Genomic DNA, 25,077 nt, shown 5'->3' with positions numbered 1-25,077 from the left:
ATTATGATATAATAACAAAAAATAGATAATTTCGCTTCTATTGAATTTTTTTAATTTTACTGGGATAAAAAAACAATATAGGGACAAAATATGTCCCTTAAGTTTGATTAAATATAATAATCAACTAGGAGGTAAATATAATGAAAACTATAGGTATATTAACTAGTGGAGGAGATGCACCTGGTATGAATGCAGCCATAAGAGCTGTTGTTAGATCTGCTATATACTATGGATGTAAGGTTTATGGAATAAATAGAGGATATAAAGGATTAATAGAAGAAGATATACAAGAAATGAATTTATCTTCAGTTGGAGATATAATACATAGAGGAGGAACTATACTAAAGTCTTCAAGATGTGAAGAATTTAAGACAGAAGAAGGAAGAGCTATAGGAGTAAAAATACTTAAAAAATATAAGATAGATTGTCTTGTTGTTATAGGCGGAGATGGTTCATTTAATGGAGCTCAAAAATTAAGTGAATTAGGATTTCCAGCTATAGGAATACCAGGGACTATAGATAACGATTTACCATATACAGATTATACCATAGGGTTTGATACAACTATGAACACGATAATAGATGCAATAGGTAAGATAAGGGATACTTCTTCATCTCATGAAAGGGTTAACATAGTTGAAGTTATGGGAAGACATTGTGGAGATTTAGCTTTATATGCAGGTCTTGCAGGTGGTGCTGAAACCGTTATAGTACCTGAAATTGATTTTAAAATTGATGATGTTTGTAAAAGATTAAAGACAACTCAAAAAAGAGGAAAGAGACATAGCATAATAGTTTTAGCAGAAGGTGTTGGAAATGCTAGAGAATTAGGAGACCAAATAGTTGCTAGAACAGGAGCAGATTTAAGAATAACAGTATTAGGACACGTTCAAAGAGGTGGAAGCCCAAGTGCATTTGATAGAATACTTGCAAGTAAAATGGGTGTACGTGCTGTAGAATTATTACTAGATGGTAAATCTGCTAGAGTAGTTGGTATAAAAGATAATAAAATAATTGACATGGATATACATGAAGCTTTATCTATGGAAAGAAAATTTGATGATGAAACTTATGAAATGGTAAAAATATTATCTATATAAATTAGGAGGAGTTAACATGTTAAAAGGGATAAAAAAGACTAAAATAGTTTGTACACTAGGACCAGCATCACAAAGCGAAGAAGTTTTAACTCAACTTGTAGAAAGTGGATTAAATGTATGTAGATTTAACTTCTCTCATGGTTCTCATGAAGAGCATAAAGAAAGATTCGATATGGCTAAAAAAGTAAGAGAAAAACTAAACAAGCCAGTAGCAATATTATTAGATACTAAAGGGCCAGAAATAAGAACTGGTAACTTTGATGCACCAGAAGTTTTATTAGAAGAAGGTCAAAAATTTACTATAACAATGAAAGACGTTTTAGGGACAAAGGATATATGTACAGTTAGCTACAAAGGTCTTGCTGAAGATGTTGTTGCTGGAGATACTATATTAATAGATGATGGATTAGTAGGACTTAAGGTAGAAGAAGTTAAAGGAGAAGATATTCACTGTGTGGTTGAAAACTCTGGAATAGTCAAAAATCATAAAGGTGTTAATGTTCCTAGAGTAAAAATAAATTTACCGGCATTAACTGAAAAGGATGTAAAGGATATAGAATTTGGTATATCTCAAGGAATAGATTACATAGCTGCTTCATTTGTTAGAAAAGCATCAGATGTTCTAGCAATAAGAGAAGTATTAGAAAAAAATAATGCAACAGATGTACAAATTATATCTAAGATAGAAAACCAAGAGGGTGTAGATAACATAGATGAGATACTAAAAGTTTCTGATGGTATAATGGTTGCAAGAGGTGACTTAGGGGTTGAAATACCAACAGAAGAAATACCTATAGTTCAAAAAATGATGATAAGAAAATGTAATGAGTTAGGAAAACCAGTTGTTACAGCAACTCAAATGTTAGATTCTATGATAAGAAATCCTAGACCAACAAGAGCAGAAGTAACAGACGTTGCAAATGCTATATATGATGGAACAGATGCAATAATGTTATCAGGAGAAACTGCTGCAGGTAAATATCCAGTAGAAGCTGTTAAAACAATGGCTACAATAGCAAAAAGAACAGAAGAAACATTAAACTACAATGAATTATTAAAGAGCAAAAAACTTAATGGGGTAAATGTTACAGATGCTATAAGTCATGCTACATGTACTACTGCAATAGATTTAAATGCATCAGCTATAATAACATCAACATCTTCAGGACATACAGCAAGAATGGTATCTAAGTTTAGACCAGCATGTCCAATAATTGCTGCAACAAATGATGATAAAGTTATGAGAAGATTAGCTTTAACTTGGGGTGTATATCCTATAATAGCAAAAGAAGCTACAAATACAGATGAAGTTGTAGAAAACTCTATAAATGCAGCTAAGGAAGCTTCTTACTTAGAAAATGGAGAATTAGTAGTTGTAACTGCAGGTGTTCCTGTAGGTGTTAGTGGAACTACCAACCTAATAAAAGTACACGTTATAAGTGAAGAAATAACTAATGGTATAGGTGTAGGAAGTAAAACTGTAGAAGGTAAAGTTAGAATAGTTGAAAATGCTAATGAAGTTATAGATTTTGAAGAAGGTGACATAGTAATCACTCATATGACTGATGCAGATATGAATGCATATTTAGAAAAATGTGGAGCTATAGTTACTGAAGATGGCGGAATGACATGTCATGCAGCTATAGTAGGGTTAAACTTAGATAAACCAGTAGTTGTTTCAGCTAAAGATATAACAAAATTAGTAAAAGACGGAGAAATTATAACTGTTGATGCAGCTAGAGGTGTTATATATAGAGGATCAACTAGAGTATTATAATAAATAAATTATTAAAATTGTTACTATATTTAAGATAGGGGCTTTATAAGCTCCTATTTTTTTGGTAAAATAAGTTTTTGTAGTTTAATTATTATGTTCGGAGGAAAAGCCTATGTTATTAAAAGACAGAGATTATATAGTAGACATTGTTGATATAGGACAAGGTGGAGTTGGAATTGGTAAGCATGATGGATTTACAGTTTTTGTAGATGGCGGATTAATTGAAGATAAGTTAAAAGTAAGAATAAATAAATCTAAAAAAAATTATGCAGTTGGAGATATTGTTGAAATTATAGAAAAATCACCATTTAGAGTTAAAAGAGAATGTGCAGAGCATTTATCTAATTGTGGTGGATGTCAAATACAGGAATTAGACTATGAAAAACAATTAGAAATTAAAACTAATGAAGTAAAACAAACTATAAGTAGAATCGGCAAGTTAAATGATGTTGTAATTCATCCTACATTAGGAATGGTGAATCCTTTTAGATATAGAAACAAAGCTCAGTTTCCAATACAAAAACTAGAAGATAAGATAGTAATAGGATTTTATAAAAAGAAAAGTCATGATGTAATTTCTACGGATACTTGTATAATTCAACATGATGTAAATGATAAGATAATAAAAATAATAAAGACATATATAAAAGCATATAACGTAAGTATATATGATGAGAAAAGTCATACAGGAGTATTAAGACATTTAGTAACTAAGGTTGGTTTTAAAACTAAAGAGGTTATGGTTGTATTAGTTGCGAACGGAAAAAAATTACCATACCTAAATGAATTAGCTTCTGTATTAAAAGAAAACGTACCAGGATTTAAAACTTTAGTTGTAAATACTAACAGAGAAAAGACAAATGTTATATTAGGTAAAGAAAATAAGGTTATATATGGAGATGGAAAAATAAATGATTATATAGGAGAATTAGTATTTGAAATATCTCCATTATCATTTTTCCAGGTAAATCCTCTACAAACTGAAGTTTTATATAATAAGGCATTAGAATATGCAGACTTAAAAGAAAATGATACGGTATTTGATATTTATTGTGGAATAGGTACTATATCTTTATTTTTAGCTCAAAAAGCTAAAAAAGTTTATGGAGTAGAGATAGTTGAAGATGCTATAAAAGATGCTAAAATAAATGCTAAATTAAATAATTTAGATAATACTGAGTTTTATGTAGGAAAAGCAGAAGAAGTAGTTCCTAAATTATATAAAGAAGGTAAGACAGCTAATGTAGTGGTTGTAGACCCACCTAGAAAGGGCTGTGATGAATCTGTCTTAGATACTATAGTTTCAATGCAACCAGATAAAGTTGTTTATGTATCTTGTAACCCTTCGACATTAGCAAGAGATTTAGCTTATTTAAATGAGAGAGGGTATAGATGTGAGGAAGTTCAACCTGTTGATATGTTCCCTCATACTATGCATGTTGAATGTGTAGCAAAGTTAATAAGAAAATAATTGTAAAGTTACATTAAACTCGAAAAAACACCTTGAAAGCTCAATCGGAACAAAGAAAATCTAACTAAAATAGGTTCACAAAGGATTGATTAAAAGGAAATAAAAAGAATAAAACATATTAGAGAATAACCCTTTGAAAGCAGAAAAAGAGAGCTTTTAGAGGGTTTTTTATTTTATATAATAGGGAATATTAAAATGAATATAAAAAATACATTTATTAAATTATATATATAGTAAGTGAAAAATAGGCGAAGTTTAATAAAATCTGACACAAGCTAGTAATTTCAATGATTTAAAGTGTGACTAGCTTTTTAAAAGTTAGTCACAGAATAGCTTAAAGTAATTAAATAATAAAAAAATTAGCAAGTAAATTAGATAAATACCAATATTTTTATTATTTGAATCATGATTTCGTAAAAATAAAGAAGTTGAATTATGGTTATAGAATATATATAAAATGAAAAATCCATATTTTGATGAAAAGTATTAATTAAGAGAAAAGGCTATCTATGAAAGAATATAAGTCCTACAAAATTATGAACCTAAAGAGAAAATTGCAGGTGAAATCTAAGATGAGTTAGGAGAAAAATTATAAGTGTTAAAAAACTTTAATTACCAATGTAGACATAAATATTATAATTTGATCAACAGGATTAAATGAAGCAGAATATTAAAAATTAAAAATAATCTTAAATAAAAAATAACTAGTTAAGAGCTTTTCTTACAAAATTGTAATACATATGAAAGATAAATAAATATGTGATTTCTCTTAAAGAGGATAAAATAGCATTGTAATGACAATAAGGAACAAAATATGAAAAATACTTATATATAAAAATAACTAGTAGGAATTGTATCCTTACTTATAGATTTAGTTCACTCAATGGTTGAATCAAAGTTTGTAAATGAATTATTAGGGTGTTATCTAAAATAGGATATTTAACTTCAAATTAGTAGAATATTAAAAAATAATTAAATATTATGCAAAATACAATTAAAATTCACAATTTTTATATAGTAAGAATAACACATATTTTAAAATATAGGAGGTCTATTATGAGTAAATTAACAACCATTAATATAGAAAAATTCTCAACTGAAAGAAAAATTATATCTTATATGACAACGAAATCTTGGCAAACTATACCACATGTATCTTATATGTATGAACCTGATATTACAAATTTTATTGACGAATTTAAAAAATTAAAAGAAGAAGATAAATCATTAAAAAATGTTTCAATTAATTCATTAATGTTAAAAGTATTTTCTGAAGGATTGAAATTTGCACCAAAGCTAAATGCTCACATATCGTATAATCAAAGTACTGGTGAAGGAGAAATTCATACAATTAAAGATATTAATGTAAATATGCCTTGGATTTTACCAAGTGGAAAAATGATGACAATAAGTATAAATAATATTGAAGAAATGTCTTTATATGAAATTAATAAATATATTAAAGATTTAGATCAGAAAATTTCAAGTATAGATTCAGGGTGTTTATCTAAATCATTTTCAGATAAAATAAACTATAATATTATAAACAGTATAATAAGTGGAGAACATAAAATGTCTGAAGATAATAATGAGGATAAATCAAAAATACCTTTAGAAATTGGGACTATAACTATATCAAATATTGGTTCTACATATAGAGAACAAAGAGGTGCTATTGCTTTGTTAGATATTATACCTCCACAAGTTTGTGTAATAGGCTTTGGTGCAATTTTAGAAAAACCGGGTGTATATATTGACGAAAATGGAGAAAAGGCTATTGGTATTCGTAAAGTATTACCAATATGTTTAGCTTTTGATCATCGTGCATTAGATTTTGGAGAAATTATACCTTTTATAAAAAAATTAGATAGCATATTTGAAAATCCAAATATACTAAAAAGTTTTTAATCCTTATTATGATATTTTCATAGTAACAAGATATATAGAAAAAATAAAATTGAATTAAAGAAAGAGTATATGTTATGGACTTTATAATTTACTCCTAAAAATAAAAATAGTAGTTAAATTTTAAAATTTAGCTACTATTTTTATATAATATATTAATATCTAGCTTGTACTCCTATAATATATTCTGTAGATGGTTTACCACAGCTAATTACTCTCACTCCTTTTACGCTTGCTATCCAATTTTTGTAATTTACTATTACATCAACGTATGATAAATCCTCTTATTCTTACAACAACTTCTGCTTCTGGATTTATTGTTTTATCTAACGCTGCTAATCTACCAAATATAGTAATATCTCTTTCGAATAAATTATTTATTAATGAAGTTTCTTTTGTATTTACATTTGTTTTATATATCAAACAATACTATTGATAATTAGAATAATAGGAATAGCTAAATACTATATTACAGTATTCTAACTAAGTTCTTATTCTGAAAATATCTTCTATATTTTGATATGTATTCACTATTTCATTATTTTAGTGAGATTTTTTCAATTAAAACAGCTCAATATGTAGCAAACATACTAAATAAATATATTAAATAGTATTTAAATTTTTATATCATTTGAATACTTTTTTAATAATTACCAGTAACACTTAACTTATCTGAATACATTTGAGTAAGAAGTGGTTTTCACAAATAAAGTATACTTAATATTTTGTTAAATGTGAATGCATTAATTAAAAAGGTTATCATAGAATGTTAATATTTTATTGAATTTAATAACCATACTATTACTTTTTAGGTAATATATATAAATATCATAAATTTATTCTATTTTCTTTAGTTTTCATTTTTAAAAATTATTTTGAAATTAAATTTAATTTAAAAAGAAAGGTTTTAATTACAACGGCAGTAACAACAACTTTATTGACTGGATTTTGCAATTTAAATAGTTGGAGCTACTAATGAAGATGGTACAGTTGATCCTTATAAAATAACTTTTGTTTATAAAACTGGATTTGATGATAAACAAGATGTAAATAAATTTATAAATAAGAATCCATTAGAAGCGTATTTAAAAGGTAACAACGATAATAAAAATCAGTGTTTACATACGAAGAATGAGACATGTTGAATGTGTAGCAAAGTTAATAAAAAAATAAATTATTTAGTTGCGAATGCTAAATAATTCTGATATCATCATAGTATAAAGTACATATGATACAAAAAAGCCATGAAGGTTTTATAAATCCTTCACGGCTTTTTTGCTATATAATTGTACAAAATTTAAACTCTATATCAATAGATAGATATAAAAACTATCTATTCCCTTTTATTGTGAAGATGCTATATAGCATCTTTTTCTTTATTAAAAAAATTTGATTTAAAGTTATTGTTGTAAATTTTAGAACTAAAAAATTCACAAAAATATTTTAAAAAATGAGCATCTTTGAAAGCTATATTTTTAATTATATAAATGGGTATTCCTATGCATATACAATCATCTAATGCCTTTAAGTTATAATCAAAATTGCTATGAGTAAAAATTTCTAAAGCTCCTATTATATGAAATTCATTATATATATCACTTGAATTATTTTGTAAACTATATGAATCTTCAAATTTGACAATAGTACCATCAACTAAAAAATATAGGTAATCAGGTGTACTATTTTTACAAGTTATAAATTCATTTTTATTAAAACAATGCAATTCCATGTTTTTAATGAAATTTACATCAAAGATATCATTTATATTACATTTATCTATATAGTATTTTAATGTTTGTTCATGATGTAGTTTTAACATATAACCACCCCTATAAAATTTAAATCTATATAACTGTAATTATTAACTAACTTAATAAATATAAACTTTAAATTTATAAATAAAAAATAAAAAATTGGACAATATAATATTAAATAAATACACAAAACACCTCAGTAATGACACAAATTAATAGTGTATTTATATTAAATAGATTAAAGTCCTTTAATTATTGATGATTAAAGGACTTTTGTTTTTATAAGTAAAATATTATACATATCTAAAACACGCTTTAATTAGAGGTTAAGTTATAATTTTAAAAAGTAAATTATGGTATACTAAGATAGTGTTACATATTAAGTTAATATATACAAAAATGGTAATAATATTTTATATGTATTTTTATAAGAGGTGATATATATGGATGCTAAAAATAGAATTAGTGAATTAATAGATTTAATAAATTATCATAACAATAGATATTATAATGAGGATTCTCCTGAAATATCAGATTTTGAATATGATAAATTAATGAAAGAACTTATAAAATTAGAAGAAGAAAATCCTAAATTAAAAAGAGCAGATTCTCCTAGCAGTAGAGTAGGTGGAAAGCCACTTGATAAATTTAATCAAGTAACTCATAAAATCCCAATGCTTAGTTTATCAAATGCATATTCAGCGCAAGACCTTAGAGATTTTGATAAAAGAGTTAGAGATTCTATAAATGAAGGAGTAGAATATGTAGTTGAATTTAAAATAGATGGATTATCAGTAGGATTAACATATAATAATGGTATTTTTGAAAAAGGTGCTACTAGAGGAAATGGAATTATAGGTGAAGATATAACTCAAAATTTAAAGACTGTTAAAACTATACCATTAAAAGTAGAAGATAATGAAGAAATTGTTGTAAGGGGAGAGGTATATATATCAAAGGAAAACTTTGAGACTATAAATAAAATTCAAGAGGAAGAAGGATTACAATTATTTGCAAATCCAAGAAACTTAGCAGCAGGAACTTTAAGACAATTAGATTCTAAGTTAACAGCTAAGAGACCTTTAGATATATTTATATTTAATTTAGAGTACATAGAAAACACTGAACTGAAAACTCACAGTGAATCACTAGAATACCTAAATAAACTAGGGTTTAAAGTGAGTCCTAATTATAAAGTATTTAGTGATATGGATGAAATTATTAAACATATAGATTATTGGACGGTTAACAGATCTAACCTTCCTTTTGAAATAGATGGAATGGTTATAAAAGTAAACAACTTATCTCAAAGGGAAAAAATGGGTTATACTGCTAAGAGTCCTAGATGGGCTATTGCATATAAGTTCCCAGCAGAACAGAAGAAAACTAAACTTATAGATATTATTGTAGAGGTAGGAAGAACAGGTACTATAACTCCAACAGCTATACTAGAGCCTGTTAGACTGGCTGGGACTACAGTTTCTCGTGCAACTTTACATAATGAAGATTATATAAATGAGAAAGACATTCGTATAGGAGATACTGTAATAGTACAAAAAGCAGGAGATATAATACCTCAAGTTGTAGAGGTTGTGAAAGATGAACGTACTGGAGATGAGATTATATTCAAATTACCTGAAAAATGTCCTGTATGTTCAGAACCAACGGTAAGATTAGAAGGCGAAGCTGCAGTTAAATGCATAAATATAAGTTGCCCAGCCCAAATAAGAAGAGGAATAATTCATTTTGCATCTAGGGATGCAATGAATATAGAAGGATTAGGAGAATCTATAGTAACATTATTGTTAGATAATAAAATAATAAAAGATATAGCTGATTTATATTATATAAATAAAGAAGATCTAATTAACCTAGAAAGAATGGGAGAAAAATCAGCTAGCAATTTAGTAAATGCAATTGAAAAATCTAAGCAAAATGATTTATATAGATTGATAAATGGATTAGGAATTAAATATATAGGTGTTAAGGGAGCTAAGGTATTAGCTAAAAACTTCAAGAGTCTAGATGAAATAATAAATGCAGATATGAGTGAGTTAATCAATTTAGAAGAATTTGGAGATATAATGGCTAATAGTGTTATACAATTTTTCAAAGAAGAAAAAAATATAGGTGTTATAAAAAAATTAGAAGATGCTGGAGTGAATACAAAATCTATTGTTTCTGAAGATAAAGGTTTAGTAAATATCTTTGAAGGTATGAAGATTGTTTTAACTGGAACTTTGCCTACTCTAAAAAGAAATGATGCAAAGGAAATGATAGAAGCAAGAGGTGGAAAAGCTACATCAAGTGTAAGCAAATCTACAACATTTATTTTAGCGGGAGAAGAAGCTGGATCAAAGCTTACAAAAGCTAATGAATTAGGAATACCAGTAATTGATGAAAATGAGTTTTTAGAAATGATAGAGCATACTTCTAAAGAAGATGTTGAGATGATGATAAAGTAAGAAATAATGGGAAAATTATCTTAATAAATTACTACTAATTAGTATTAAATGGTGCTAATATATTAGAGTGAACGTACTGTTATATTAAGAGTTTAGTTAAGTTAGATAATATTGATTTGATATAAAAAATGTTTAAGTGAGGTAAGATATATGACAAGAATTGATGGCAGAAAAAATGATGAAATAAGATCAGTTAAAATAACTAGAAATTTTACTAGATATGCAGAAGGATCTGTATTAATTGAAATGGGAGAAACTAAAGTTATATGTACAGCATCTATAGAAGACAAAGTACCTCCTTTTTTAAGAAATAGTGGAACAGGATGGATAAATGCAGAATATTCTATGTTACCAAGAGCAACTCATCAAAGAAAAGTAAGAGAATCATCTAGAGGTAAAGTAGATGGAAGAACACAAGAAATACAAAGATTAATAGGTAGAGCTATAAGATCAGTAATAGATTTATCTAAAATAGGTGAAAGAACTATATGGGTAGATTGTGATGTAATTCAAGCTGATGGGGGAACAAGAACAGCATCTATAACGGGAGCATTCGTAGCTGTAGCAGATGCGATATACTCATTATATGAAAAAAAACAAATAAAAACTTTACCTATAAGAAATTTTGTATCAGCTATAAGTGTTGGGATAGTAAATGGAGAGCATGTTCTAGATTTATGTTATGAAGAAGATTCTAATGCTCATGTTGATATGAATATAATAATGACTGATAAGGGTGAGTTTGTAGAAGTTCAAGGAACAGGAGAAGAATCTCCATTTAGTAGAAAGGATTTAAATGCACTACTTGAGCTTGGTGAAAAAGGAAATAAGGAGCTTATAAAAGCTCAAAGAAAAGCATTAGGAAAAATTTCTAGTGAAGTTCTTGGAGAGGAAGAGCCAAATGAAATTGTTATAGCTACAAATAATGCACACAAATTAGAAGAAATATCAGCTATATTAGAAGATTTTGATTGTAACATATACTCTCTTAAAGATGTTAACTTAGATGGAATAGAAATAGTAGAAGATGGTCACACATTTGAACATAATGCACTAATAAAAGCAAGAACTATAGCAAAAGCTACTAATATGGTAACTATAGCAGATGATTCAGGGCTTGAGGTTGATGCTTTAGGTAAAAAGCCAGGAGTTTATTCAGCTAGATATGCTGGAGAAAATGCTACAGATGAACAAAACAGAGAAAAGCTTGTAAAAGCTATGAAAAATGTACCTATGAGTCAAAGAACAGGAAGATTTGTATCAGCTATAGCGGTAGTATTCCCTAGTGGAAAAGAGTTCGTAGTAAGAGGTACTTGTGAAGGTATGATTGGTTTTGAAGAAAAAGGAAATAATGGATTTGGATATGATCCGTTATTTATAGTAGATAATTACAACAAAACTTTTGGAGAGTTACCTAGTTCAATAAAAAATTCTATAAGTCATAGAGCTAACTCATTAAAACTTATGAGAGATGAATTTAACAAAAGGATAGTGAGATAATGAAAATAGGGGTAATAAGTGATACTCATAGAATGAATCGTTTTATCGATAAAGTGATACCTTATTTAAAGGAATGTGATTTAATTATACATGCTGGAGATAATTTTGTAGATTCAAAATATATTCATAAAATGACTAATGTTGGAATGATGGCAGTTAGGGGAAATTGTGATTTTGAGAATGTAGAAGAAGAATTAGAGTTTGAAGTAGAAAATAAAAATATTTTTGTATGTCATGGGGACAGATATGGTGTTAAATATGGGCTTGAGCAATTACAAAAGAAAGCTAAAGAAGTAGATGCAGATATTGTGATATTTGGGCATACGCATACACCTTTAATAAAAGAAAAGGATAATATAATCTATATAAATCCTGGTAGTGTATCTTTGCCAAGAGGTGTAGATTATAGGAGTTTTGTTATAATAGACATAAGTGATGACAATATGAGTGTTAAGGAAATAAGAATATAAAAAAATTTTTGGGGGATTATTTAAATGGAATTTGTCTTGGGGTATTTACTCATATTTCTAGCTAAATGTGCAGATGTTACATTAGCTACAGTCAGAACTATTTTTGTAGTAAAGGGGAAGAAAAAACTTGCATTTTGTGTGGGGTTTCTTGAAATCTTAATATATTTATTTGCTATGGATAAAGTATTAGGAGATATGGGCGACCTTGTAAAAGTGGTTTCATATGCACTTGGTTTTGCAACAGGAAATGTAGTAGGAATTACTTTGGAGGAAAAACTTGCTATAGGGATTATAACAGCTCAAGTTTTTACAGGTGAAGATGTAGATGACTTTGCAGATTATCTAAGAAGCCATGGTTTTGGAGTTACAGTTATAGAAGGTAAAGGAAGAGAGGGTATCAAATATATACTACAAGTAGTATTAGACAGAAAGCACTTACAAAACTTCCAAAAAACTATAAATGACTATGATTCTAGAGCATTCGTGGCAGTAACTGAAATAAAGAATGTCAGAGGTGGATATTTTGGTAGAAATGCTATGAAATAAGTGATTTAGCATCATTATTTCATATAAATGGAACACTTGTAAATAAAAAAAAGAATGTGTTATAATAAAATAGTAAAATTATAGTAACGATATCTATTATACTATATATAAAAAAGAATACATAACCAATAGGAGGATTATAATAATGAAAGCAGAATTACTTAAGAGAGATGGTAACAAAGTTACTTTTAAAATAACAGTTGATAATGATAAATTTGAAGGTGCAGTAACAAAAGCTTATAACAAAAACAAAGGTAAATTCAATATACCAGGATTTAGAAAAGGTAAAGCACCTAAACAAATAATAGAATCTCAATACGGAAAAGGCGTATTCTATAACGATGCTATAGATATGTTATTCCCAGAAATATACCCAACAGCTTTAGATGAATTAAGCATAGATCCAATAGATAGACCTGACTTAGATATAGAAGAAATAAGCAAAGACAACGGATTAGTTATGGTTGTTAATGTAGAAGTTAAGCCTGATGTTAATCTTGGAGAATACAAAGGTATAGAAATAGCAAAACCTGACTATACTGTAAATGAAGATGAAGTAAAATTAAGATTAGAAGAAATGAGAAATAAAGCTTCTAGATTAGTAGATGTTGAAGGAAGAGCTATAGAAAGTGGAGATACTGCTGTTATAGACTTTGAAGGATTTGTAGACGGAGTTGCTTTTGAAGGTGGAAAAGGAGAAGACTATAGCTTAGTTATAGGATCAAATACATTCATACCAGGATTTGAAGAGCAATTAATAGGTAAAAATAAAGGTGAAGAAGTTGAAGTTAATGTAGAGTTCCCAGCTGAATATCATGCTGAAAACTTAGCAGGAAAGCCAGCAACTTTTAAAGTTACTGTGAAAAATGTTCAAAAGAAAGAGTTACCAGAATTAAATGATGAGTTCGCAGCTGACACAACTGAATTCAATACATTAGAAGAATTAAAGAAAGATTTAAAAGCTAAAGTAGAAGAAGAAGCTAAACATAGAGCAGATGCTGAAATGAGAAATTCTTTAGTTGAGAAAATATCTGAAGGTACTGAATTAGAAGTTCCAACTGCAATGGTTGAAACTCAAATAGACAACATGTTAATGGAACTTAACTACCAATTACAATACCAAGGATTACAATTAGAGCAATTATTACAAATGACTGGAAGATCAATAGAAGAATTAAGAAATGAAAAAAGAGAAGAAGCTACTAAATTAGTTAAATCATCTTTAATATTAGAAGCTATAGCTAAGGCTGAAAATGTAGAAGTTTCAGAAGAAGAAGTTGATGCTGAAGTTGCTAAAATGGCTAAAATGTACAACATGGAACTTGAAAAAATAAAATCAGCAATGAGACCAACAGATTTAGAAGATATAAAAGGTCAATTAAAAATAAGAAAAACAATAGATTTATTAGTTGATAGTGCTAAATTAGTTTAATCATTTAAGTATATTCATACAGTAGCTGTTTCAGCTACTGTATATTGTATATATAGATAATTATGATAGGGGGTATAATCCATGGCATTAGTACCTGTAGTAGTAGAACAAACAGGAAGAGGAGAAAGATCTTACGATATATATTCAAAACTTCTTAAAGATAGAATAATATTTTTAGGAGATGAAGTAAATGATGCTACAGCAGGACTTGTAGTAGCTCAATTATTATTCCTAGAATCAGAGGACCCAGATAAAGATATACATTTATATATAAATTCTCCAGGAGGAAGTATAACTGCTGGAATGGCAATATATGATACTATGCAATACATTAAGCCAGATGTTTCTACAATATGTATAGGAATGGCAGCATCTATGGGAGCATTTTTATTAGCAGCAGGAGCAAAAGGAAAAAGATTGGCACTTCCAAATAGTGAGATAATGATACATCAACCACTAGGAGGTACTAGAGGGCAAGCAACAGATATAGAGATACATGCAAAAAGAATAATAAGTATGAAAAATAAGTTAAATTCTATATTAGCTGAAAGAACAGGTCAGCCTATAGAAAAAATTCAAGTGGATACTGAACGTGATAACTTTATGAGCGCTGATGAAGCTATGAAATATGGCTTAGTAGATGAAGTAATTACTAAAAGGCCGTAGATAAGAGAGGTGTTAATATGTCAAAGTATGAAGATAAAAGACAATTAAAATGTTCATTCTGCGGTAAAAATCAAGAACAAGTTAGAAGACTTATTGCAGGGCCAAATGTATATATATGTGATGAATGTGTTGAATTATGTGATGAAATAATTCAAGAAGAAGTAGAAGAAATAACTGAAGAAGAAGCTGTAAATTTACCTAAACCAAAAGAAATAATGGAGACTCTTAATGATTATGTAATAGGTCAAGAGAAAGCTAAAAAAGCTTTATCAGTGGCAGTGTACAATCACTATAAGAGAATATATGGTAAAAATAAAGGATCTAATAAAGATGTTGAAATACAAAAGAGTAATATACTTTTATTAGGACCTACTGGATCTGGAAAGACTCTTCTTGCTCAAACATTAGCTAAAACGTTAAATGTACCATTTGCAATGGCGGATGCTACATCTTTAACTGAAGCTGGATATGTTGGGGAAGATGTTGAAAATATATTATTAAAACTTATTCAAGCAGCTGATTTTGATATAGAAAAGGCTGAAAGAGGAATAATATATATAGATGAGATAGATAAAATAGCTAGAAAATCAGAAAACCCATCTATAACAAGAGATGTTAGTGGAGAAGGTGTTCAACAAGCTCTACTAAAGATACTAGAAGGAACTGTAGCTAATGTTCCACCTCAAGGTGGAAGAAAACATCCACATCAAGAGTTTTTAAAATTAGACACTACTAATATATTATTTATATTAGGTGGAGCCTTTGATGGAATAGAAAGAATAATCCAAAGAAGAGGTGGAGAAAAAACTCTAGGATTTGGAGCTAAAATTGAAAGTAAGAAAGATATGGATCTTGGTAAAATATATGCGCAAGTTCAAACTGAGGACTTACTTAAATTTGGTATAATTCCAGAATTTATAGGTAGAATACCAGTAGTTGCTACTTTAGAATTATTAGATGAAGATGCTTTAATAAGCATATTAAAAGAACCTAAGAATTCTTTAGTAAAACAATTCCAAAAACTTTTAGAGTTAGATGGAGTTGAACTTGAGTTTGAAGATTCAGCACTTAGAGCAATAGCAAAAAAAGCTATCGAAAGAAATACTGGTGCTAGAGGGCTAAGAAGTATTGTCGAAAATATAATGATGGATATAATGTATGAAATACCATCTAGAGATGATGTTAAGAAGATAATACTTACAGAAGAATCTGTAAAAGAAGAAGCACAGCCAGTAATAGTATTAAAAGGTGAAGAAGAAAGTGCGTAATTAAAAAGGAGCTATTAAGCTCCTTTTTAATTTAAATATATTTAAATCAAAGATAATAATATTCCAATGCATCCGTATATGAATACTATAGATATGGATCCAAGTCTTTTTGTATATAATAAATAAAATGCAGATATAAACGCTATTAACTCATATATACCCCAGTGAATATCAGTAGCTGAAGAATATACCGCAGCTAGTATAAATCCTAATGTTATAGGGCGTAAATTAGAAAGAACTTTTTCTACTTTTTCATTTTCTTTGAACTTATCAAATAATTTTGAGATTATTGTAAGTCCTATTAATGAAAATATTATAACACCTATACTTGCAGCCAAGGATCCCCAAAATCCAGAAATTTTATAACCTACAAAAGTGGCACTATTTATAGCTATAGGACCAGGAGTAGATTGAGAAAGTGCTAATAAATCTAAAAATTGTTGGTTGGATATAAAATTATGCTTATGTATAAACTCTTGTTGAATGAAAGGAAGCATTGCATAACCTCCACCGAAACTAAAACTACCTATTTTAAAAAATGTTAGGAAGAGCATTAAGATTTTTGGCATAAAGCACAAACACCTCCTAATACTATTAAATATATTGGACTTATATTAAGTACACCAACGCAAAAGAATGATATAATTAAAAATGATATATTTTTCTTAGATTTGGGTAATTTATTAAACATACTTACAAATGAATAAAGTATTAGAGCTATAACTACTGGGCTTACGCCTTTAAAGAAACCATTTAAGATATTGGAGCTTTGGTTATGAAAATAAAAGTATGATAACACTAATACTATACAAAATGATGGAAGTATAGAACCTAATGTACAAATTAATACACCGGGGATTTTATATGTTTTATATCCTAAAAGAATAGATATATTTACAGCTAAAACACCTGGATAACTTTGTGCAATAGATAGGTAGTCGATAAATTCTTGCTGGGTTAAAAGTTGTTGTTTATGAACTAACTCATCTTCTATGAGTGGAACCATGGCATAGCCACCACCAAATGTAAAGGCACCTATTTTTAAAAAGGTTAGAAAAAGTTTAAGCATAGAATCCTCCATATTTAAAATTTAGTATACAAGTAATAACATTATAACATAATAGTAATAAATGGATATTAATGATTAATAAATATCTAATATTATTGAAAATTCAATTATGTAAATATATAATAAATAAAGTGACGCAATCTAGCATTTGGAAGGAGTGATGTTAGCATGGATAAAAATTATACTAAAATTGAACGTGAATTACCACTAGTTCCTCTTAGAGGATTAGCTATATTCCCATATATGATATTAAGCTTTGATGTAGGGAGAGAGAAATCTTTAAAGGCAATAGATGAAGCTATGGCTGATGATGAAATGATATTTTTAACAGCTCAAAAAGATTCAGCAATAGACATGCCTACTCAAGATGATTATTATCATACAGGTACTATATGTAAAATAAAACAGTTAGTGAAATTACCTGGAGAAGGGGTAAGGGTATTAGTTGAAGGAATATCAAGAGGGGTAATAACTGAATTTAATCAAGATGAACCTTGTATAAGAGTATCAGTAGAAGAAGTTGTTTATGATATTGAAAGTATAAATGATGATAAAGAAGTACAAGCTACAGTTAGAAACGTGTTTGATGCTTTTGAAGAATATATAAATATAAGTAACAGGGTATCACCAGAAATACTTATAAATTTAGCTGAGATGGATAATGAAGATAGATTTGTAGATACTATAGCAGCTAATATGTTCTTAAAACCAGAACAAAAACAAGCAATTTTAGATGAGTTTGATATTCAAGCAAGACTAGAATTAATATTAAAAACATTATTAGAAGAAATTGAATTATTAAAGATAGAGAAAAAAATAGCTTTAAAAGTAAAGAAAAGTATGAACAAAGTTCAAAAAGAATATTATCTTAGGGAACAACTTAAAGCTATACAAAAAGAATTAGGAGAAGATGAAGATATAGATTCAGAGGTTGATACATATAGAAAACAACTTAAGAAATTAAAAGCTCCTAAAGAAACTAAAGAAAAAATATCAAAAGAAATAGATAAATTCTCTAAAATATCTCCTATGGCTCCAGATTTATCTGTAAGCAGAAACTATTTAGATACTATTTTCTCACTACCTTGGAATAAAGAAACTAAGGACAAGCTAGATATAAAAAGAGCAGAAGAAATATTAAATGCTGAGCATTACGGACTTGATAAAGTAAAAGAAAGAATAATAGAATATTTAGCTATAAGAAAATTATCTAAAAGTTTAAAAGGGCCAATATTATGTTTAGTTGGACCTCCAGGTGTAGGTAAAACATCTATAGCTAAATCTATAGCAAATTCTTTAGATAGAAAATTTGTAAGAATATCACTAGGTGGAGTTAGAGATGAAGCTGAAATAAGAGGACATAGAAGAACTTATGTAGGATCTATACCAGGTAGAATTGTAAATGGTCTTAAAGAGGCTAAAAGTAAAAATCCTGTATTTTTATTAGATGAAATAGATAAGATGGCATCTGATTTTAAAGGAGACCCTTCTGCAGCTATGCTAGAAGTTTTAGACCCGGAGCAAAATAAAGACTTTGTGGATCACTATTTAGAGGTTCCTTTTGATTTATCTAAAATTTTATTTGTTACAACAGCAAATACATTAAGTACTATACCTAGACCTTTACTTGATAGAATGGAAATAATAGAGATATCTGGATATATAGAAGAAGAAAAGCTAAATATAGCTAAAAAATATCTTTTACCTAAACAAATAAAAGAACATGCTCTTAAAGAAGGGTTTGTTAAGATAGATGATGAAACTATGCTTGAAATAATAAATAGTTATACAAGGGAAGCTGGAGTCAGAGGGTTAGAAAGAACTATTGGAACTATATGCAGAAAAGCAGCGAGAAAGTATGTTGAAGATGAAAGTATAGAAGAAATAGTTGTAACTAAAAAAGATTTAGAAGATTATTTAGGAAAGCAAAAAGTAAGACATCAAGTTGCAGGAAAAGAACCAGAGGTTGGTGTTGTTACAGGACTTGCTTGGACTGCAGTTGGAGGAGAAACTTTAACTACAGAGGTTAATGTTTTAAAAGGGAAAGGTCAAATTGTATTAACAGGAAAACTAGGAGATGTAATGAAAGAATCTGCTCAAACAGGTATATCTTATATAAGATCTATAGCAGATAAATTCGATATAAATCCGAATTTCTATAAGGAAAATGATATACACATACATTTACCAGAAGGAGCAGTACCTAAAGATGGACCATCTGCAGGTATAACTATGGCGCTAGGTGTTATATCAGCATTAACTAATATACCAGTTAGAAATAATGTTGCTATGACAGGAGAAATAACTTTAAGAGGTAGAGTACTTGCAGTTGGAGGAGTTAAAGAGAAGCTTCTTGCAGCTCATAGAGCAGGTATAACTAAAGTTTTACTTCCTAAGGAATGTGAAGCAGATTTAGATGATATACCACAAAAGGTTAAGGATGAAATGGAATTCGTTTTAGTTAGCCATATGGACGAAGTATTAGAACATGCATTATTAAGGAACGGTGAAATAAATGAAAATTAGAAGTGCTGAAATTACAATGAGTGCAGTAAATAAAAGTCAATATCCAGCAGAAGGTATACCAGAAATAGCTTTAGTTGGAAGATCAAATGTTGGAAAATCATCAACAGTGAATACTTTATTAAATAGAAGAAATTTTGCAAGAACAAGTCAGACTCCAGGAAAGACTAGAACTATAAATTTCTATTTAATAAATCAAGAATTTTATTTCGTTGATTTACCAGGTTATGGATACGCAAAATTATCTAAATCTGAAAAGGAAAAATGGGGAGTTATAATGGAAAGATATTTACAAGAAAGAGATGAGTTATGTGCTATTTGCTTACTTGTAGATATAAGACATGAACCTTCAAATGATGATAAAATGATGTATGATTGGATAAAGCATTATGGTTATGATTGTGTTGTTGTTGCTACTAAGGCAGATAAAATATCTAGAGGGCAATATCAAAAACACTTTAGCATGATTAGAAAAAAATTAGGATTATCAAAAGAAGAGAAAATTTACCCTATATCATCATTAAAGAAAACAGGTGTTGATGAATTATGGGATGAGTTAATTTCACAATACACTGAAAAAGGATATGAAATAAGAGTTGATTAATAAAAAGTAGCTAAACTTTTAAAGTTTAGCTACTTTTTTATTATAAAGAAAATATATTTAAGCTCAAAATTATATAAAAAATACAGAAGTTCCAACATATAGAAGTATATAAATAAAGTAAAAAACTTTATTAATAATTATTGGACAAACACAAATACTATAATAGTTTAATAATTTAATACAGGCGATAAAAGATGTTTGGAGGGAATTAGTTTATGGATGGTAAAACAAGAAAGATGTTTCCAGGTGGAAATACATCTAATGGATTTAAGTCGTTTTTTGATTATGTAATACCTAAAAATGTAAATATAGTATTTTGTATGAAAGGTGGTCCTGGAGTAGGAAAATCATCTTTAATGAAAAAAGTAGCGCAAGAAATGATATCTAAAGGTTATGATGTAGATTTATATCCATGTTCATCTGATCCAGATTCACTAGATGCTATAGTTGTAAAAAAATTAGGAGCAGTTATGTTGGATGCAACAGCACCTCATATAGTAGATCCTAAAAATCCAGGAGCAGTAGATGAGATATTAGATCTAGGAAGATTTTGGGATAGAAAAGAAATAGAGAAAAATAAGAAAGATATTTTAGCGTGCAATAAAGAAGTAAGTAGATTTTTTCAAATAGGATTTAAATATTTTAAAGCAGCTGCACCTATAGCTTATGAAATAGAATCTAAAAATTTAGATTGTATGGAATTTGGAAAAGTTAACTTAGTTACTTCAAATTTAATCAAAGAAATATTTAAAGATGTAGAAGCTAATGGTGAATACAAATCTCCAATACATTTATTTGGAAGTGCTTTATCTCCTATAGGACATGTAGAGTATACAGATACTTTATTAAAAGATATAAGAAAAGTTTATTATTTAGAAGGAGATTTAGGTACTGGAAAATCAAGTTTATTAAATAAAGTTGCAAGTGAAGCTACTGAAAATGGAATAGAAGTAGAAATTTTTCATGCACCGTTGTTGCCAGAAAAAATAGAAACAATAGTTATAAAAGACTTAGATATAGCTATAACAACTAGTAAGTTATTTAAGGATAGTAATCTTAAAACAATAAATTTAAACGAATTTATGGATAGTAATAAGCATGAAAAATATAAAGAGGAATTAGAATTTAGCAATAAGATGTTAGATGAATTAATTAATTATGGATTATTAAACATAAAGAAAGCAAAAGAGCAACATGATAAATTAGAACAATATTATATACCTTATATGAATTTCAATGAGGTAAATAAATTGAAAGATTTATTAATAAGTAAAATTTTGACATATAATTAAACAAAATATTAGGTACTATATAAAAAAGAGCCGTGAGGCTCTTTTTTATATAATTTCATTAAAAAATATGAATGAAGATATCATATATGTTAATAATGTAAGTTAGAATTATAGCTAGATTGTTTATACAATGAGAAAAGCTTGTATTAATAAAGATAGCATTATAAATAAAAGTATAAATATGCTAGAACTATAAGTAGAAAATAAATTAAATTATTTTAAGGGAGAGTAGATAATATTTTAGTATTAGATAATAAAGCACCACTTATGGTGCCTAAGAAGTTAGCTTTAAAATATAAAGCAATACCTATAGATAGTAATAATGATAATTTAACTGTAGCTATATCTGAAGAAAATATATATGCAATAGAAGATTTTAAACTAGCAACTGGTAAAAATATAATTTTAAAGATAGAAGATGAAAAATATATAAATGAAAGTATTGATAAATATTATTCTAAAAACCTTTTAGACAAGGAGGAATATTCAAAGTCTATATTAGATAAGATTTTGAATAAATCATTAGAATTTAATTCTAGTGACATACATATAGAACCTTTTGAAAATACATTAAAAATAAGGATGAGAATAGATGGATATTTAAAAGAAATTTATAGTTATCCTATCAATATTCATATGCAATTAGTTACAGTTATAAAACTATTAGCGGGAATTGATATAGCAGAAAAAAGATTACCTCAGGATGGAAGGATAGATAAAAATATAAATGGAGAGATTATAGACCTTAGAATATCAACTATTCCAACTATACATGGAGAAAAAGCTGTAATTAGGTTATTAAACCGAAATAAGTTTTTAAGAAATAAAGAAGAACTTGGATTTTCAGAAAAAGCTATAAATAAAATTAATAAAATGATACATAATATGAGCGGGATTTTACTCATAACAGGCCCAACAGGAAGTGGAAAAACTACTACGTTATATTCTATATTAAATGATTTTAAAAGTATGGATAAAAATATTGTAACTATAGAAGATCCAGTGGAATACAAAATAGAAGGAATAAACCAAATACCTTTAAATACTAAAATAGGACTAGATTTTGCTAGTGGATTAAGAGCTATTTTACGTCAGGATCCAGATATAATTATGGTTGGAGAAATAAGAGACATCGAAACTGCTAAAATTGCAATGAGAGCAGCATCCACGGGTCATCTAGTTATAAGCACTATGCACACTAACAATGCAGTAGAAGCAATAAATATACTATTAGATATGGATATACCTAGATACTTAATAGCATCTTGCTTAAAAGGCATAGTTTCTCAGAGGTTGGTAAGAAGAGTGTGTAAAAATTGCAGTATAGAAACTATTATAGATAAAGAGTTTGCTAGCAACTTAAAAATGGAATTAAATACTAAAGTAAAATTAGAAAAAGGGTGTAACGAGTGTAGTAATACTGGGTATAAAGGGAGAATAGCATTAAATGAAGTTGTAGAAATAAATAAATATTTAAGACAGGCTATAATAGAGTGTAAGAACATAGAGGAAATTTATAATATTGCTAAAGAAAGTAATATGATTAAATTTGAAGATAGTTGTACATACTTACTAAAGGAAAAAATAACTACAGTAAATGAATGTTTATCAGTAGATTTTTTTAATGATTAGAGGTGAGTATGTGGCTATATATGAATGCGTAATATACGATAAAGAAGGCAATCGAAAAAGTATAAAATTAGAGTTTGATTCAGAAAAAGACTTAAATTCATATGCTTTAGAAAATGAATTTAAAATAGCAGATACAAAATTAATAAAAGAAAAAAGTATAAATAAAGTAAAAAACAAGGAATTATCAATTATGTGTAATCAATTAGGAATGTTAATATCTTCAGGGTGTGAAATTACAAATTCACTAAATACAATTCAATCTAATTGTAGTCATAAATTAAAATCTATTCTAAAAAAAGTTAATTACAACCTACAAAAAGGGAACTCTATTTCAACATCATTTCAAGATACGAGCATGTTTTCAACCTTTTTTATAAATATGATAAAAGCAGGAGAAGTAAGTGGAAAATTAGATGAAATACTTGTGAGTTTAGCAACTTATTATAAAAAAGAGTATGAGTTTAAAAATAAATTATTAACAGCTATGATATATCCATTGTTATTGGTGGTTGTATGTGTACTTGTAATCTTATTTATGCTTATATATGCAGTTCCAAGCTTGCAAGCGTCATTTATTAGTAATGAAAGAAATTTGCCTATAAGTACAAAAATCTTAATAGAAATATCTAGTTTTTTTAGGAGCTACTATGAATTAATAATTATTTTAGGAATGATTTTGTTATTGATTGGGTATAAACTTATATCTAAATCTGATAAATTAAAATATTACTTCGATGAAAAAGTATTCAAATTTAGATGTACGAAAATAATAATACAAACAATAGAGATTAGTAAGTTTATAAGGTGCTTTTATATTTTAATAAGTAGTGGAATTCAAGTTGTTAATGCTCTAGAGATATCGTCCAGTGTCATAAAGAATAGATACATACAACAAAGATTATATTTATCTAAAGATTTTATACAAAGGGGAAATACTATAACTAACTCATTAAAAGTGTCACAGGTATTTCCAAAAATAGTTATATCTATGATAGAAGTAGGAGAAGAAACAGGTAGGTTAGAAAAATGTTTGCATAGTATAACTACTAATTATGATAATGACTTAGACAATTTTATAAATAAGATAGTTAAATCAATTGAACCAATTATTATAAGTATTATGGGAATTTCCATAGGAGCAATAGTTATATCTATGATGATACCTATATTTGATGCAGTGACATCATTTCAATAAAAATAATTAAAAAGGAGCTTATTTATGAATAATAAAATGAAAAAAAGAAGAGGATTTACTCTTATAGAATTAGTGATGGTAGTTGCTATATTAGGGACATTATCTAGTATAGCTTTAGTGAAATTTACGGATGTAGGTAAAGATAGTAAAGTAAATTCCGACTATGTTACTGCTAGTAATATAGCAACTGCAGCAAAGTTAGCATTAAATAGTAATGTAGACGAGGGTAAAATTAATTTAAATTATTTAGTTGATGAAAAATATTTAGAAAGCATACCCAAACCACAAAGTGTTGATGGTAAAGAGTTTGAGGTACATGTAAGCAATGGTGATGTAACAGTCAAAATAGATCAAGAAACTTTTTATCCTAGAGAAATAAAAAATGTATCTGGACAAAAATAGCATGAA

The 25,077-nt window shown here is 27.9% G+C and carries 21 protein-coding genes; 17 read left to right on the top strand and 4 right to left on the bottom strand.

The annotated features are described in order from the left end of the window. The first annotated feature begins 140 nt into the window (after positions 1-140). From pfkA to H8891_RS10420, 4 genes are all read left to right on the top strand, one after another. Entirely contained in the window at positions 141-1,100 is a 960-nt protein-coding gene (pfkA, locus tag H8891_RS10435; RefSeq protein ID WP_147546874.1) for a 6-phosphofructokinase, read from the top strand. A gap of 16 nt (positions 1,101-1,116) precedes the next feature. After that, positions 1,117-2,877, top strand: a complete 1,761-nt coding sequence (pyk, locus tag H8891_RS10430; RefSeq protein ID WP_187006408.1) for a pyruvate kinase — start codon at positions 1,117-1,119, stop codon at positions 2,875-2,877. A gap of 112 nt (positions 2,878-2,989) precedes the next feature. Continuing rightward, positions 2,990-4,348: a 23S rRNA (uracil(1939)-C(5))-methyltransferase RlmD gene (rlmD, locus tag H8891_RS10425; protein ID WP_187006407.1), complete on the top strand. Its 1,359-nt coding sequence runs from the start codon at positions 2,990-2,992 to the stop codon at positions 4,346-4,348. 1,056 nt (positions 4,349-5,404) lie between these two features. Then, complete coding sequence (locus H8891_RS10420; RefSeq protein ID WP_187006406.1) at positions 5,405-6,256, top strand: 2-oxo acid dehydrogenase subunit E2; 852 nt, start codon at positions 5,405-5,407, stop codon at positions 6,254-6,256. Positions 6,257-6,517: 261 nt separating this feature from the next. Here H8891_RS10420 and H8891_RS10415 read toward each other — a convergent pair whose 3' ends face one another. Both H8891_RS10415 and H8891_RS10410 read right to left on the bottom strand, forming a co-directional pair. Beyond that, a complete protein-coding gene (locus tag H8891_RS10415) occupies positions 6,518-6,676 on the bottom strand; it encodes a hypothetical protein (protein WP_187006405.1) in 159 nt (52 codons plus the stop codon). Between the two features lie 934 nt (positions 6,677-7,610). Next, entirely contained in the window at positions 7,611-8,072 is a 462-nt protein-coding gene (locus H8891_RS10410; RefSeq protein ID WP_187006404.1) for a cyclic nucleotide-binding domain-containing protein, read from the bottom strand. A 378-nt stretch (positions 8,073-8,450) separates the two neighbouring features. On the opposite strand from H8891_RS10410, the gene ligA reads away from it, so the two are divergent. The 7 genes from ligA to clpX all read left to right on the top strand — a co-directional run bounded on the left by ligA (position 8,451) and on the right by clpX (position 16,354). Further along, entirely contained in the window at positions 8,451-10,472 is a 2,022-nt protein-coding gene (gene ligA / locus H8891_RS10405; RefSeq protein ID WP_187006403.1) for an NAD-dependent DNA ligase LigA, read from the top strand. A 150-nt stretch (positions 10,473-10,622) separates the two neighbouring features. Beyond that, a complete protein-coding gene (rph, locus tag H8891_RS10400; RefSeq protein ID WP_187006402.1) occupies positions 10,623-11,972 on the top strand; it encodes a ribonuclease PH in 1,350 nt (449 codons plus the stop codon). Continuing rightward, positions 11,972-12,442 carry a metallophosphoesterase family protein gene (locus H8891_RS10395; RefSeq protein WP_147546860.1) on the top strand — a complete coding sequence of 157 codons (471 nt, stop codon included), beginning with the start codon at positions 11,972-11,974 and terminating at the stop codon, positions 12,440-12,442. The genes rph and H8891_RS10395 overlap by 1 nt, the downstream gene beginning before the upstream one ends. 24 nt (positions 12,443-12,466) lie before the next feature. Continuing rightward, positions 12,467-12,988, top strand: a complete 522-nt coding sequence (locus H8891_RS10390; RefSeq protein ID WP_147546857.1) for a DUF2179 domain-containing protein — start codon at positions 12,467-12,469, stop codon at positions 12,986-12,988. 145 nt (positions 12,989-13,133) lie between these two features. Next, on the top strand, positions 13,134-14,420 hold the full coding sequence (tig, locus tag H8891_RS10385; protein WP_147546855.1) for a trigger factor: 1,287 nt from the start codon (positions 13,134-13,136) through the stop codon (positions 14,418-14,420). 81 nt (positions 14,421-14,501) lie between these two features. After that, a complete protein-coding gene (gene clpP / locus H8891_RS10380; protein WP_147546853.1) occupies positions 14,502-15,086 on the top strand; it encodes an ATP-dependent Clp endopeptidase proteolytic subunit ClpP in 585 nt (194 codons plus the stop codon). A gap of 17 nt (positions 15,087-15,103) precedes the next feature. Beyond that, positions 15,104-16,354 (top strand): ATP-dependent Clp protease ATP-binding subunit ClpX, encoded by a 1,251-nt coding sequence (gene clpX / locus H8891_RS10375; protein ID WP_147546850.1) that lies wholly within the window; start codon positions 15,104-15,106, stop codon positions 16,352-16,354. Positions 16,355-16,395: 41 nt separating this feature from the next. On the opposite strand, the gene H8891_RS10370 is transcribed toward clpX, so the two are convergent. After that, positions 16,396-16,923: a chromate transporter gene (locus H8891_RS10370; protein ID WP_187006401.1), complete on the bottom strand. Its 528-nt coding sequence runs from the start codon at positions 16,921-16,923 to the stop codon at positions 16,396-16,398. Beyond that, entirely contained in the window at positions 16,908-17,423 is a 516-nt protein-coding gene (locus H8891_RS10365) for a chromate transporter (RefSeq protein ID WP_147546846.1), read from the bottom strand. Before H8891_RS10365 ends, H8891_RS10370 begins: the two co-directional genes overlap by 16 nt. Before the next feature lie 168 nt (positions 17,424-17,591). Between H8891_RS10365 and lon the strand changes: the two genes are divergently transcribed. The 6 genes from lon (at position 17,592) to H8891_RS10335 (ending at position 25,071) form a co-directional block, all read left to right on the top strand. After that, positions 17,592-19,949 (top strand): endopeptidase La, encoded by a 2,358-nt coding sequence (lon, locus tag H8891_RS10360; protein ID WP_187006400.1) that lies wholly within the window; start codon positions 17,592-17,594, stop codon positions 19,947-19,949. Further along, the gene (gene yihA / locus H8891_RS10355; RefSeq protein ID WP_187006399.1) at positions 19,939-20,550 is read left to right on the top strand and encodes a ribosome biogenesis GTP-binding protein YihA/YsxC; all 612 of its coding nucleotides are present in this window, start codon (positions 19,939-19,941) and stop codon (positions 20,548-20,550) included. The genes lon and yihA overlap by 11 nt, the downstream gene beginning before the upstream one ends. Positions 20,551-20,765: 215 nt before the next feature. After that, complete coding sequence (locus tag H8891_RS10350; protein WP_187006398.1) at positions 20,766-21,842, top strand: ATP-binding protein; 1,077 nt, start codon at positions 20,766-20,768, stop codon at positions 21,840-21,842. 267 nt (positions 21,843-22,109) lie between these two features. Beyond that, positions 22,110-23,474 (top strand): GspE/PulE family protein, encoded by a 1,365-nt coding sequence (locus H8891_RS10345; RefSeq protein ID WP_187006397.1) that lies wholly within the window; start codon positions 22,110-22,112, stop codon positions 23,472-23,474. Positions 23,475-23,484: 10 nt separating this feature from the next. After that, positions 23,485-24,669 (top strand): type II secretion system F family protein, encoded by a 1,185-nt coding sequence (locus H8891_RS10340; protein WP_187006396.1) that lies wholly within the window; start codon positions 23,485-23,487, stop codon positions 24,667-24,669. A gap of 24 nt (positions 24,670-24,693) precedes the next feature. Beyond that, a complete protein-coding gene (locus H8891_RS10335) occupies positions 24,694-25,071 on the top strand; it encodes a pilus assembly FimT family protein (protein ID WP_187006395.1) in 378 nt (125 codons plus the stop codon). Positions 25,072-25,077: the final 6 nt, after the last annotated feature.

This window comes from Paeniclostridium hominis (assembly GCF_014306135.1).
GTDB lineage: Bacteria > Bacillota > Clostridia > Peptostreptococcales > Peptostreptococcaceae > Paraclostridium > Paraclostridium hominis.
The sequence above is the reverse complement of the archived record's forward strand: the minus strand, read 5'-3'. Positions and strand labels throughout refer to the sequence as shown.

What these genes read in the sequence shown, in the direction of transcription:
- clpX (WP_147546850.1), top strand. Translation starts at nt 15,104, where the DNA reads ATGTCAAAGTATGAAGATAAAAGACAATTAAAATGTTCATTCTGCGGT.
- H8891_RS10370 (WP_187006401.1), bottom strand. Translation starts at nt 16,923, where the DNA reads ATGCCAAAAATCTTAATGCTCTTCCTAACATTTTTTAAAATAGGTAGT.
- H8891_RS10365 (WP_147546846.1), bottom strand. Translation starts at nt 17,423, where the DNA reads ATGCTTAAACTTTTTCTAACCTTTTTAAAAATAGGTGCCTTTACATTT.
- H8891_RS10395 (WP_147546860.1), top strand. Translation starts at nt 11,972, where the DNA reads ATGAAAATAGGGGTAATAAGTGATACTCATAGAATGAATCGTTTTATC.
- yihA (WP_187006399.1), top strand. Translation starts at nt 19,939, where the DNA reads ATGAAAATTAGAAGTGCTGAAATTACAATGAGTGCAGTAAATAAAAGT.
- rlmD (WP_187006407.1), top strand. Translation starts at nt 2,990, where the DNA reads ATGTTATTAAAAGACAGAGATTATATAGTAGACATTGTTGATATAGGA.
- H8891_RS10420 (WP_187006406.1), top strand. Translation starts at nt 5,405, where the DNA reads ATGAGTAAATTAACAACCATTAATATAGAAAAATTCTCAACTGAAAGA.
- tig (WP_147546855.1), top strand. Translation starts at nt 13,134, where the DNA reads ATGAAAGCAGAATTACTTAAGAGAGATGGTAACAAAGTTACTTTTAAA.
- H8891_RS10390 (WP_147546857.1), top strand. Translation starts at nt 12,467, where the DNA reads ATGGAATTTGTCTTGGGGTATTTACTCATATTTCTAGCTAAATGTGCA.
- pfkA (WP_147546874.1), top strand. Translation starts at nt 141, where the DNA reads ATGAAAACTATAGGTATATTAACTAGTGGAGGAGATGCACCTGGTATG.
- ligA (WP_187006403.1), top strand. Translation starts at nt 8,451, where the DNA reads ATGGATGCTAAAAATAGAATTAGTGAATTAATAGATTTAATAAATTAT.
- H8891_RS10345 (WP_187006397.1), top strand. Translation starts at nt 22,110, where the DNA reads ATGGTGCCTAAGAAGTTAGCTTTAAAATATAAAGCAATACCTATAGAT.
- H8891_RS10335 (WP_187006395.1), top strand. Translation starts at nt 24,694, where the DNA reads ATGAATAATAAAATGAAAAAAAGAAGAGGATTTACTCTTATAGAATTA.
- pyk (WP_187006408.1), top strand. Translation starts at nt 1,117, where the DNA reads ATGTTAAAAGGGATAAAAAAGACTAAAATAGTTTGTACACTAGGACCA.
- H8891_RS10410 (WP_187006404.1), bottom strand. Translation starts at nt 8,072, where the DNA reads ATGTTAAAACTACATCATGAACAAACATTAAAATACTATATAGATAAA.
- rph (WP_187006402.1), top strand. Translation starts at nt 10,623, where the DNA reads ATGACAAGAATTGATGGCAGAAAAAATGATGAAATAAGATCAGTTAAA.
- lon (WP_187006400.1), top strand. Translation starts at nt 17,592, where the DNA reads ATGGATAAAAATTATACTAAAATTGAACGTGAATTACCACTAGTTCCT.
- H8891_RS10350 (WP_187006398.1), top strand. Translation starts at nt 20,766, where the DNA reads ATGGATGGTAAAACAAGAAAGATGTTTCCAGGTGGAAATACATCTAAT.
- clpP (WP_147546853.1), top strand. Translation starts at nt 14,502, where the DNA reads ATGGCATTAGTACCTGTAGTAGTAGAACAAACAGGAAGAGGAGAAAGA.